General features: G+C 67.5%; 10 protein-coding genes. 4 read left to right on the top strand and 6 right to left on the bottom strand.

Translation table 11 applies throughout. The features are described 5' to 3' along the window. Nucleotides 1-93 precede the first annotated feature (93 nt). Both HLH29_RS04370 and hrcA read right to left on the bottom strand, forming a co-directional pair. Complete coding sequence (locus HLH29_RS04370) at nucleotides 94-981, bottom strand: aldo/keto reductase (RefSeq protein WP_182964788.1); 888 nt, start codon at nucleotides 979-981, stop codon at nucleotides 94-96. A 142-nt stretch (nucleotides 982-1123) separates the two neighbouring features. Further along, nucleotides 1124-2191, bottom strand: a complete 1068-nt coding sequence (gene hrcA / locus HLH29_RS04365; RefSeq protein ID WP_182964787.1) for a heat-inducible transcriptional repressor HrcA — start codon at nucleotides 2189-2191, stop codon at nucleotides 1124-1126. A gap of 248 nt (nucleotides 2192-2439) precedes the next feature. Here hrcA and rph point away from each other — a divergent pair, with 248 nt between their 5' ends. The 3 genes from rph to HLH29_RS04350 all read left to right on the top strand — a co-directional run bounded on the left by rph (nucleotide 2440) and on the right by HLH29_RS04350 (nucleotide 5433). Next, complete coding sequence (gene rph, locus HLH29_RS04360) at nucleotides 2440-3189, top strand: ribonuclease PH (RefSeq protein WP_182964786.1); 750 nt, start codon at nucleotides 2440-2442, stop codon at nucleotides 3187-3189. Continuing rightward, nucleotides 3186-3806 (top strand): RdgB/HAM1 family non-canonical purine NTP pyrophosphatase, encoded by a 621-nt coding sequence (rdgB, locus tag HLH29_RS04355; RefSeq protein ID WP_182964785.1) that lies wholly within the window; start codon nucleotides 3186-3188, stop codon nucleotides 3804-3806. Before rph ends, rdgB begins: the two co-directional genes overlap by 4 nt. Nucleotides 3807-3930: 124 nt before the next feature. Beyond that, a complete protein-coding gene (locus tag HLH29_RS04350) occupies nucleotides 3931-5433 on the top strand; it encodes a hypothetical protein (protein WP_182964784.1) in 1503 nt (500 codons plus the stop codon). Between the two features lie 107 nt (nucleotides 5434-5540). Here HLH29_RS04350 and HLH29_RS04345 read toward each other — a convergent pair whose 3' ends face one another. The 4 genes from HLH29_RS04345 to truB all read right to left on the bottom strand — a co-directional run bounded on the left by HLH29_RS04345 (nucleotide 5541) and on the right by truB (nucleotide 10741). After that, nucleotides 5541-6959, bottom strand: coding sequence for an NAD(P)H-dependent flavin oxidoreductase (locus HLH29_RS04345; protein ID WP_182964783.1), 1419 nt, complete (start codon nucleotides 6957-6959; stop codon nucleotides 5541-5543). Nucleotides 6960-7071: 112 nt separating this feature from the next. Continuing rightward, nucleotides 7072-9213: a polyribonucleotide nucleotidyltransferase gene (gene pnp, locus HLH29_RS04340; protein WP_182964782.1), complete on the bottom strand. Its 2142-nt coding sequence runs from the start codon at nucleotides 9211-9213 to the stop codon at nucleotides 7072-7074. Nucleotides 9214-9526: 313 nt separating this feature from the next. Then, nucleotides 9527-9796: a 30S ribosomal protein S15 gene (gene rpsO, locus HLH29_RS04335; RefSeq protein ID WP_182964781.1), complete on the bottom strand. Its 270-nt coding sequence runs from the start codon at nucleotides 9794-9796 to the stop codon at nucleotides 9527-9529. Between the two features lie 24 nt (nucleotides 9797-9820). Then, nucleotides 9821-10741 carry a tRNA pseudouridine(55) synthase TruB gene (gene truB / locus HLH29_RS04330; protein ID WP_182964780.1) on the bottom strand — a complete coding sequence of 307 codons (921 nt, stop codon included), beginning with the start codon at nucleotides 10739-10741 and terminating at the stop codon, nucleotides 9821-9823. 156 nt (nucleotides 10742-10897) lie between these two features. Between truB and HLH29_RS04325 the strand changes: the two genes are divergently transcribed. Next, nucleotides 10898-11875, top strand: a complete 978-nt coding sequence (locus tag HLH29_RS04325) for an MlaD family protein (protein WP_246373779.1) — start codon at nucleotides 10898-10900, stop codon at nucleotides 11873-11875. Nucleotides 11876-11998: the final 123 nt, after the last annotated feature.

The following is an 11998-nucleotide window of genomic DNA, read 5'->3' as shown; positions in this document are numbered from 1 at the left end:
TGGGCGAAGGGCAAGGGAACGAGATCCGTCACGACGGGCAAGGACGCCTCTCCTAGCATTCTCGGGCCGCGGCGTCGCCCCCCGGGCGGGGCGTCAACCATCCGCCTGACGGCGCCATTCCACGCGCCCCTCCTGCTCCAGCCGGGTGAAGGTCGCATCGTCCAGCACCAGTCCGGCGGCGGCCACATTCTCTTCGACATGCGCGGGGCTGCCGGTGCCGGGGATCGGCAGCATCACCGGGGCGCGGCGCAGCAGCCAGGCCAGCGCCACCTGTCCCGGCGTAGCCCCCAGCGCGCGCGCCGTCCGATCCAGCACACCGCCTTCCCGCGCCAGCGAGCCCGCCGCCAGCGGCGCCCAGGGAATGAAGCCGATCCCGCGCGCGGCGCAATAATCCAGCACGTCCTCGGACGCGCGATTGACCAGATTATAGCGGTTCTGCACCGTCACGACCGGGAAGAAGCGCTGGGCCCGCTCGATCATCTCCACCGACACTTCGGACAGGCCGACATGACGGATCAGCCCTTCCGCGCGCATCGCGGCGATGACCTCGAACTGCACCTCCGGCGGGCAGTCCGGCCCCACGCGATGCAACTGCCACAGGTCGACCCGCTCCACGCCCAGGCGGCGCATGCTCATCAGCACGCACTGGCGCAGATAGTTCGGATTGCCCACCGGGCGCCAGATGTCCGGTCCATGGCGGGTGTGGCCGCCCTTGGTCGCGATATGCAGCCCGGCATAAGGGTGCAGGGCAGCGCGGATCAGATCCTCGCTGACATAAGGGCCGTAGGCGTCGGCGGTGTCGATCAGGGTAACCCCGCAGGCCACCGCGCGGCGCAGGGTTTCCAGCGCATGACCGCGGTCGGGCGGGTCGCCCCAGATTCCGCGCCCGGTAATGCGCATGGCGCCGAACCCCAGGCGCGCGACCGGCAGGTCGCCACCGATCAGGAACGTGCCGGCCTGGCGTGCATCGGGACGGGGCATTAAGGCTCTCCTCGAACATGCGCGCCGGGCGGAAACGAACGCACCGTCCCGGTAGCTAGGGCAGGAAGATGGCGGCACCAAGGCCGTCCGGCCTTTCACGCCCGCGCCGGATCGCCACCAGCGCGCGTGTCCGGGCGGAGATTCAGCCGAGCATTCTGCCGATAACCCGCGCCGTGTAGTCCACCACCGGTATGATACGCCCGTAATTGAGCCGCGTGGGGCCGATCACGCCGATCGCGCCTACGATGCGATTGCTCTCGGTCCGCGCCGGCGCCACCACCACCGAGGTGCCGGACAGGCCGAACAGGCCACTTTCGGCCCCGATGAAGATCCGTACGCCGTCCGATTCCTGGGCCAGTTCCAGCAGGCGCAGCATCGTCTCCTGCGTTTCCAGCCGCTCGAACAGCATCTGAATGGTGGACAGGCGCTCGATCTCCGTCACGTCGGCCAGCAGGCGCGCCTGGCCGCGCACGAACAGCGTGCCGCCACGGTCCACATCGCTCCACGTCGCCAGCCCGCTGGCCACGATCTCGGCCGTCAGATGGTGCAGCTCGCTGCGATTGGCACTCATATCCGCGCTGACATGCGCGCGCAGATCCTCCAGCGAACGGCCCGCCAGCTGGGCGTTGAGGTAGTTCCCCGCCTCGACCAGCGCCGAGGGCGGCAGGCCGATCGGGATCTCGATCACCCGGTTTTCCACCTGCCCGTCCGCGCCCACCAGGATCACCAGGGCGCGCCGGGGGCCCAGGGCCACGAATTCGATATGCTTCACCGCCCCGTCGCCCTTGGGCGCCAGCACCAGCCCGGCGGCCGAGGACAGGCCCGACAGCATCGACGACGCCTCGGCCAGCGTGTCCTGCAACGAGCGCCCGCGCATCTCCAGCGAGTTGGTGATGGTCTCGCGCTCATCCTCGCTCAGGCTGCCGAATTGCAGCAGGCCATCGACGAACAGCCGCACCCCCTTTTCCGTCGGCAGCCGGCCCGCCGACGCGTGGGGCGAGAACAGCAGACCGGCCTCGGTCAGGTCCGCCATCACATTGCGGATGGTGGCGGGCGAGAGCGGCAGCGGCAGGCGCCGCGACAGGGTGCGCGAGCCGACCGGCTCGCCGGTTTCGACATATTGTTCGACGATCTCGCGCAGGATCGCCGCCGAACGGGCATCCAGCCCCGGCGGCAGGGCCGGACGGGAAGACAGCGTGCCGGGATTCATCCTGCTTGAAGCCTCCACGTTCGCAGCCGGAAATACCGGCCGTATTGAGCATTATACGAGGTCGCCGCCAAAGTTTCGATGCCCCCTGAACAGGTGGCGCGCGGGCAACCGCTGCAACGGAATCTGGAGGCGCCGGCAGGCGATGACAAGCGTCGGGCTGGCCTTTATCCCCCGGCTCGGGCTATGCCCGCCTTTTCGGCGGCCCGCCCCGGAATACCCTGCCTGTCGATGCGGAGTATCATTTGCCCATGACCACCCGCCCCTCGGGCCGCGCCCCCGACGCGCTGCGCCCCGTCTCCATCGAAACGGGCTTTGCCCGCCACGCCGAGGGATCGGCCCTGATCCGCATGGGCGGGACCGAGGTGCTGTGCGCCGCCAGTGTCGAACCGCGCGTGCCGCCCTTCCTGCGCGGCCAGGGCAAGGGCTGGGTGACGGCGGAATACGGCATGCTGCCCCGCGCCACCCACACGCGCGGCGCGCGCGAGGCCGCAAAGGGCAAGCAGTCGGGCCGCACGCAGGAAATCCAGCGCCTGATCGGCCGCTCGCTGCGCGCCGTGACCGACCTCAGCGCGCTGGGCGAAATCTCGATCACCGTCGATTGCGACGTGCTGAATGCCGATGGCGGCACCCGCTGCGCCTCGATCACCGGCGCCTGGGTCGCCCTGCGGCTGGCGCTGGAAAAGCTGGTGCGCAACCGCGTCCTGGCCCGCGTGCCGCTGACGGCGCAGGTCGCCGCGATCTCCTGCGGCCTGACCGGGGCCGGGGCAGTGCTGGACCTTGATTACGACGAGGACAGCGCGGCCGCCGCCGACGCCAATTTCGTCCTGACCGAGGCCGGCGGCATCGTCGAGATCCAGGGCACGGCCGAGCAGGCCCCCTTCTCGCAGGCGCAGTTCGAGGCCCTGCTGCGTCTGGCGCAGGACGGCACGCAGCATCTGTTCGCCGCCCAGCGCGCGGCGGTGGACGCTGCACTGGGCGCGCGGAGCGACGCGTCGTGAGCGGGGCGGAGGCACGCCGCCTGACCGGTGGCGAACGGCTGGTCCTGGCCAGCCACAACAAGGGAAAGCTGGCCGAATTCGACGCCCTGCTGAACGGGTATGGCATCACCATCGTCTCGGCCGGCCAGCTTGGCCTGCCCGAGCCCGAGGAAACCGCCGACAGCTTTACCGGCAACGCGGCGCTGAAGGCCGTGGCGGCGGCGCAGGCCAGCGGCCTGCCGGCACTGGCCGACGATTCCGGCCTGTGCGTTGCCGCCCTGGGTGGCGCGCCGGGGATCTATTCCGCCCGCTGGGCCGGCCCCGACAAGGATTTCCCCGGCGCCATGGCCCGCATCCATGAAGGCATCGGCACGGACGAGGACCGATCGGCCTGGTTCATCTCCGTCCTGTGCCTGGCCTGGCCCGACGGCACCATCCGCATGTTCGAAGGCCGGATCGACGGGCAGATCGCCTGGCCGCCCCGTGGCGCCCACGGCCATGGCTACGACCCGATCTTCACGCCGGAAGGCGAAACCCGAACCTTCGCCGAGATGCCGGAGGTCGAGAAAAACGCCATCAGCCATCGTGCCCGTGCCTTCGCCGCCTTCCAGGCGGCTTGTCTGCCCGATCCCGGCTAAAGACCATGGCCAGGAAACGCCCTGATCCGCGCGTATCCGCGAGGGCTTCTTTTTCCGAAGGAATAAAAGCCAAAGACGTTCGTTCGTCAGTGTTTCTTACGGCATGAAAAATATCCCTGAACGAATGAAGGGGTTTTGGCTCTTTTTCTCACGGAACCCAAACCCCAGTCTGCTGGCGCTGCTGGCCGTGCTGCTGGCCGGCCCGATCATGACACTGCCCCACCACATCCCGCTGAACCCCAACGAAGGCTGGAACGCCTATCTGGCAGCCCGCGCCGTGGCGGGCGATCCAACCCGGCCGCTCTACCCGCCGCCGGGCGCGATGCTCTTCAACAATTATCCACCCTTGTCCTTTCCGCTGCTGGGGCTGGCGGGCCGGCTGGAAGGCGACGTGATCGTGGCCGGACGGCTGGTCGCGCTGCTCGCCCTGCTGGCCAGCGCGGGGCTGGTGACAGGCTGCGTACGGCGCATGGGCGGCACGCCTGCGGCCGCGATGCTGGCCGGTCTGCTGATGGCCCTTTATGCCGCCACATCCTTCCATGGCTACGTCGCAATGGACGATCCGCAATGGCTGGCGCACGCCGTCATGCTGGCCGGTCTGGCCACCCTGCTCCCGGCGGGAGCGGACAGATTCCGCCCCGGCCGGGTCGCGGCGGCGGCCCTGCTGGTCGTCGCCGGAGGTTTCGTCAAACACAATCTGGTCGCGCTGCCACTGGCCGTGACAGTCTGGCTGGCGTGGTACGACCGGCGCGCGCTGGCCATCTGGTGCGGGGTCGGGGCACTGGGCCTGCTGGCGGGTTTCGGCCTGACAACGCTGCTGTACGGCCCGTCTTTCCTGACCGACCTGCTGCATCACGCCCGCACGATGGCAGCGGCCGGAGTAACCGACGGCCTCCGCAAACTGATCGAATTGCTGGGCCTTCTGCTGGCGGCCGGCCTGCTCTGGGCCGGACCGCCACCCGATGCTGCGACCCGGCGCATGCGGGCCTTCGTCACTCTGTTCCTGGCCCTGGCGCTGGCCACGGGCCTGTTGCAGCGCATGGGCGACGGCGTAAATTCCAATGCCCATTTTGAAACCCTGATCGCGGCCTGCCTCGCGGCGGGGCTGGCCGTGTCGCGCGCGACAAGCGCGCTGGGTGGTCGGCCATACGGTGCGGTCCTGCCGACATGCCTGTCCATCCTGCCGCTGCTGGCCCTGGCTCCGATCCAGGTGACACATGAATTCCGCGACCTGCGCGCCTTGCCCGTCAGGTCAGCACATTGGCAGATGGCGATCGACGATCTGCATGCCACACCCGGCTCAGCGGCATGCGAGACGCTGGCCCTCTGCTACTGGGCAGGCAAGGAGGAGACGGTCGATTTCTTCAATCTGACCCAGGCCCTGCTGACCACACACACGCTCTACCCCTTTATGGACATCGTCCGTGGGCATGGTTTCGCGAGGGTGGAAATCGATCCCGCCACTCATCGCCAGGCCGAAGCGATCGCCCATGGCGGCCACGACCCGATCACCGAGGCGCTGGACGCGGCCGGCTATATCCCGGTTCTGGACGGCGCCGACCGAACGGTCTTCCTGGCACCGCGGAAAGCCGGCGACGATGAAAGGAAAGCGCCCTCAGCAGGCTGAAGACGGCGCACGCAGGGTCCGCGGTCGTACGATATCGCCTTTTTCCGCCCGTAAACGCGAACGAGCCCCATCGGGGCCCGTTCCAACCATTCCAGCAATGCGCCGTGTCAGCGTCCGGTCAGGATGCGATCGACCAGTTGGCCGACCGTCGGCACGAACCCGTTGGCGTAGAACGGGTCGGTGCCGAAGCGCCACGCATTCGTGCCGCCGAACATCAGGTTATTGTCCATCACTTCGTCGGCGCCCTCGGAGCCGGCATGGGCGATGGACTGAAGCGTCTTCTGGATGCAGAACGAGCGCGGATCGGCCTTGTGACCATTGGAATAGTCCGGCCCCCGCTGGCTCCAGTTCGAGAAGCGGCATTCCGACAGGCAGCCCATGCACGCCACCTGGTCGGCCAGGATCTCCCGCGCCTTCTCGGGCGCGACGAAGATCAGGGTGGAATCCGGGGTGCGCATGGCCTCGGTATAGCCCTCGCGCTCCCACAGAAGGACATGCGCGCGGTCGGCTTCGGTCATGAAGACCAGCCGGCCACGCGCACCCACGCCATAGGACGCCGTATGCTCGCCCACCGGTTCGGTGGAATAAGCAACTTGGCGCTCGGACCGCGCCTGGAGTTCCAGCAGGAACGGATTGTTCACCGCCGAGGAATAGAATCCGGTCGGCGAGAAGCGGTTCAGGAAGACATCGCCCTTCTTCAGGGTCAGCAGCCTGCGCTTCCACGCGTCGGGGATCGGGCTTTCCTGCGTCAGCAGCGGCCGGGTGCCGAACTGGAAGGCGATCGGCCCGAGTTCGGGATTGTCGATCCAGTCTTCCCATTCCTCCAGGCACCACACGCCGCCGGCCATGATGATCGGCGTCTCGTGCAGGCCGAAACCGCGCATCGCCTGGCGCAGCGCCAGCACGCGGGGGAACGGGTCCTCGGGGTTGAGCGGATTCTCGGTATTCGACAGGCCATTATGCCCGCCGGCCCGCCAGGGGTCTTCGTACACCACCCCGCCCAGCCCGTCGGGGTTCTTGTGGAACGACCGCTTCCACAGGGCGCTGAACGCCCGGGCGGACGAGACGATGGGATAATAATGGATGCCGAACCGCGCCGCGATCTCCGACAGGCGATAGGGCATGCCCGCGCCGCAGGTCAGGCCATGGATCAGCCCCGGCGCGCCTTCCAGCACCCCGGTAATGACTTCCTCGGCGCCGCCCATCTCCCACAGGATATTGGCGTGGATACGTCCGCGCCCACCGGCCAGATCATGCGCGATCTTCGCCTGCGCGATGCCGCCATTGATGGCATAGGCAATCAGTTCCTGCTGCCGTTCGCGCCGGTTGCGGCCATGATAGACCTGCGGGACGCGTCGTCCCTCGGCGTCATAGGAATCGGCATTGACGATCGACACCGTGCCGGCGCCACCCGCCGCCGCCCAATGTCCGGACGATATGCCGGTCGAAACCGACACGCCCTTTCCACCTTCGATCAGCGGCAGGACATCCACCCCGCCCATGCGGATCGCATTGATCGCCTTCATCACTACCCTATCGTCCTCGCGCGGTCCCGACGGACCGGCGTCTCGTCCATACGTGCCCCGCACCCCGCGGGGCCGCGGCGGTGGAGGCAGGCTGCCCCACCGCCGACCGGCTTCAGCGCGCCGGCGGCCGAGCGGGCTTGGCTCCGACATTCTCAGTGATGTCGGCGCCGGTCTCCTGATCGACGACGCGCATCGACAGCTTGACCTTGCCGCGATCGTCGAAGCCCAGGACCTTCACCTTGACCACGTCGCCCTGGTTGACGACGTCGGTGGTCTTGGCAACCCGGCCCTGCGACAGTTCCGAAATATGGACCAGACCGTCGCGCGCGCCCAGAAAGTTCACGAACGCACCGAAATCGGCGGTCTTGACCACCTTGCCGGTATAGATCGCGCCGATCTCGGGCTCGGCCACGATGCCGCGGATGCGCTCGATGGCCTTGGTGGCCTGCTCTTCGGCCGACGCCGCGATCATGATCGTGCCGTCATCGTTGATGTCGATCTTGGCACCCGAATATTCAACGATCTCACGGATCACTTTACCGCCCTGACCGATCACATCGCGGATCTTTTCCTTGGGCACGGTGATGGTGGTGATCTTCGGCGCCGTCGAGGACACGTCGCTGCGCCCCTCGGTCAGGGCCTTGGACATCTCGCCCAGGATGTGCAGGCGGCCGTCGCGCGCCTGGCCCAGGGCGATCTTCATGATCTCGGGCGTGATGGACGTGATCTTGATGTCCATCTGCAGCGCGGTGACGCCCTGCTCGGTGCCCGCCACCTTGAAGTCCATGTCGCCGAGGTGATCTTCGTCACCCAGGATGTCGGACAGCACGGCGAAGCCGCGATCTTCCTTGATCAGGCCCATGGCGATGCCCGCCACCGGCCGCTTCAGCGGCACGCCGGCATCCATCAGCGCCAGCGAGGTGCCGCACACGGTCGCCATCGAGGACGAACCGTTGCTCTCGGTGATCTCGGACACCACGCGCATGGTGTACGGGAAGGTGTCCTTGCCGGGCAGCAGCGGATGGACCGCGCGCCAGGCCAGCTTGCCATGCCCGATCTCGCGGCGGCCGGGCGACCCCATGCGGCCGCATTCACCCACCGAGTAGGGGGGGAAGTTGTAGTGCAGCATGAAGTTGGTGCGGTATTCGCCTTCCAGCGCGTCGATCACCTGCTCGTCCTGGGCGGTGCCCAGGGTGGCGACCACCAGGGCCTGGGTCTCGCCACGGGTGAACAGGGCCGAGCCATGGGCACGCGGCAGGATGCCGACTTCCGACACGATCGGGCGGACCGTCTTCAGGTCGCGGCCATCGATGCGCAGGCCGGTATCGAGCACCGCGCTGCGCACCACGTCGGCTTCCAGGTCCTTCAGGACCGGCTTGGCCGCATTCGCGTCCAGGCCTTCTTCCGTCAGCGCCGCCAGCACGGCATCCTTCGCCGCGCCGACCTTCTTGTAACGCGCCTGCTTCACGCGCTCCTGATAGGCCTCGGCGATGGACGCGCGGCCCAGCTCGTCGACCCGCTTGCGCAGCGCCAGTTCCTCGGCCGACGGCTCGGCCAGGTCCCACGGCGCCTTCGCGGCATGCTCGGCCAGCGCAATGATGGAGTCGATGACCGGCTGGAACGATTCATGACCGAAGGTCACGGCGCCCAGCATCACCTCTTCGCTCAGCTCGCCCGCCTCGGACTCGACCATCAGCACGCCTTCCGACGTGCCGGCGACCACCAGGTCCAGCGCGCTGGTCTTCAGCTCCGCCAGGGTCGGGTTCAGCACATAGGCGCCGTTCTCGTAGCCGACGCGGCAGGCCGCGACCGGGCCGAAGAACGGAATGCCCGACAGCGTCAGCGCCGCCGAGCAGCCGATCAGGGCCACGATCGACGGGTCGTTCTCCAGATCGTGGCTCAGCACGGTCGCGACGACCTGAACCTCGTTGCGGAAGGATTCCGGGAACAGCGGACGGATCGGGCGGTCGATCAGGCGCGAATTCAGGACCTCGATCTCCGACGGGCGCCCTTCACGCTTGAAGAAGCCGCCTGGGATCTTGCCGGCCGCATAGGCCTTTTCCTGGTAGTTGACCGTCAGCGGGAAGAAATCCTGGCCCGGCTTGACGCTGCGGGCGCCAACGGCGGTGCAGAGCACGACCGTGTCGCCATAGGTCACGACCACGGCGCCATCGGCCTGGCGGGCGATCTTGCCCGTCTCCAGCACCAGCGTGCGGCCGCCCCACTCGATCTCTTTGCGGTAGTAATTGAACATTCAGACACTCCCTGTCCGAAAGCCGCCCCGGACGGATGGGAGGGGTCCGGACAAGGGGATGAAGGACAGCGTCTCGGACGGCATGGAGCGATGACGGTGGCCCGCCAGAACACCATGTGGCCTGAAACGCTGCGACCCGGTCCGGATGTCTCCACCGACATGGCGGCAGCGTGTAACCCGGCCCACGATTGGGCATCGGGCATGGCGGCCCCGCGACAACGGGGTGGCCACGCCATCCCGTCGGCGGAACGCACCAACGCGATCCGGTCCGTTGCCACGCACTGCGCGGCAGCGGACCGGATCGCGAATCATCTCAGCGGCGCAGGCCCAGGCGGCCGATCACGGTCTGGTAGCGGGCCTCGTCCTTGCGTTTCAGATAGTCCAGCAGGCCGCGGCGCTTGCCGACCATCACCAGCAGGCCGCGACGCGAATGGAAATCCTTCGCGTGGGTCTTCAGGTGCTCGGTCAGGTTCGTGATCCGCTCGGTCAGCAGGGCGACCTGGACTTCCGGCGAGCCGGTATCCTGGGCGGCGGTCTGGTATTCGCCAATCAGCGCCGTGCGGCGTTCAGCAGTAATCGACATCGGGTTCTCCACATTCAGATTCGGTTAAAGCATGCGGTCCGGGCGCAGCCAGCCATCTTCCAGCCGGCAAAGCCCGATCACGCGCCCCCCGTCCATCCCCCGGACGATCCCCTGCTCGGGATCGGCGGCGTCCGGAATGCGTCCCATCAGGCCCAGCAGGCTGATCGCCTGCCCGTGCGAAAGGGACTCTGCTTCCTCGTGGGTCAAGGCCAGCGCCGGGATGTCGGCCAGCGCGGTCGCGACCGGAAGAAGAAGATCCGGTGAGGCAGGCGCGTTGTCGTCGTTTGGCGCCAGTTTGTCCAGTGGAATCGCGTCTTCCTCGGCAAAAGGGCCGACCCGCAGGCGGCGCAGGGCGGCCACATGGCCGACCGTGCCGCAGGCCCTGGCAATGTCGCGCGCGAGCGAGCGCATATAGACGCCCTTGCCGGATTCCACCTCGAAAATCGCGGTGTCCTCATCAGGCCGCGCCACCAGTTCGAACCGGTCGATCCGCGCCGGCCGGGGCGGCAGCTCGGGCGGCCGACCGTCGCGCGCCATGTCATAGGCCCGTTCGCCCGCCACCTTGATCGCGGAATAGACGGGCGGCACCTGCATGATATCGCCCCGAAAGGCTGGCAACGCGCGGCGGAAATCATCGTCCGAGGGACGAACCGGCGAGGTCTCGGTCACCGCGCCGTCGGCATCGTCCGTGTCCCTTGCCTCGCCCAGGCGCAGGGTGAACTGGTAGCGCTTGGTCCCGTCCATGATGTAGGGCACCGTCTTGGTGGCCGCGCCGAAGGCGATGGGCAGCAGCCCGGTCGCCAGCGGGTCCAGCGTGCCGCCATGCCCCGCCTTGGCGGCGTCGAACAGACGCTTCACCCGGTTGACGACATCGGTCGATGTCATCCCCGTCGGCTTGTCGATGACCAGCCAGCCATCGATCGGACGTCCGCGCTTGCGTCGCATGGGGCAAAACCTTCTTGATCAGAATCCTGGAAGAGGCGTGCGTGTAGACGAGCCCTGAATGAGGAGCAATGCCGGATTGTGCGATGCCTGCTTTCTCATGAGGCGGGGGAGGCCCGAATAAAAGCCGATGATCACTCTTCTTCGTCCCCGCGGCCGATGAGCATGCATCCGGGTCAGGCAGCCCGATGGGCGGCCATCCTGCTCTTCGTCGCTGGCGGGATCGCGCTGGGCTGCGCCTTCCTGGGCTCGTTCGGCCAGTTCGGCCTGCTGGCACGCACCGAACGGGCCATGATCGTGTTCGACCATCCGGTCGGCGGCCTGCGCGCCGGCGCGGTCGTCACATTTCGCGGCGTGATGCTGGGCCGGGTCGAGCAGGTCGCCCTCGACGCCGAGCCACAGCAGGGCCGCGCGCTGATCCCCGTCATCATCCGCATCCAGCCCAAACGGATTCATATGACGGCCGGCGCGGACGCCTCGTCGCCCCGCCGGATCCTGGCCCGGCTGGTGCGCGACGGATTGCAGGCCGAACTCCATACCGCCAGCCTGGTCACCGGGCGCATCGGTATCGATCTGGATATCGTCCCCGGCCCCGTCCCGCCGCCGCATCCCGGCCTGTCGGACCTGGTGGAAATCCCGGCCCACGAATCCCGGCTGGCGATCCTGCGCCGGACCCTGACCACCCTGCCGATCCACAAAATGGCGGCGGAATGGCGACAGGCCGTGCAGGAAAGCCAAAAAATAGCGCAGAATCTGGATGCCAGCCTGCCGCCCGTCCGCGCCAGCCTGACGGCCACCGCATCAGCCCTCCGAACGGCCTCGGCCACGGCGAAGACTGCCCGGCAAAAGACTGAAAACGACTGGCACGCCACCCGCACCACAATCGCGCGGGCCCGAGCCACAGCCCACCAGCAGATTCATGATCGCGGCGCGGACATCCGGGCCCTCACCCGCGACAGCAAGGCAGGCATGGCAGCCGCCCGGCAGGTCCGCTCCGACCTGCACACGCCCGACGATGCGCTGAAGACCGATCTGGAAGCCACGCGGCGCGATATCGCGGCCGGCGGCGCCGCGCTGCACGACGCGGTGCATGAGATCCGACAGGCACCGGGCGTGCTGCTGATGGGGACGAAATAGTCTTCGTTCTTTTTTGAAAAAAAGAACCAAAAAACTTTTATTCGTTCAGGAGTTTTTTGCCGGGGCACACAGTGCCCCTGAACAGATCAAAAGTCTTTCTGCTTCTTTTTCTTCAGAAAAAGA

The sequence above is a fragment of the Gluconacetobacter tumulicola genome (assembly GCF_014174215.1).
In the GTDB taxonomy this organism is placed as follows: Bacteria; Pseudomonadota; Alphaproteobacteria; order Acetobacterales; family Acetobacteraceae; genus Gluconacetobacter; species Gluconacetobacter tumulicola.
Note: the sequence above shows the minus strand (reverse complement) of the source record. Positions and strands in the feature narration are given on the sequence as shown.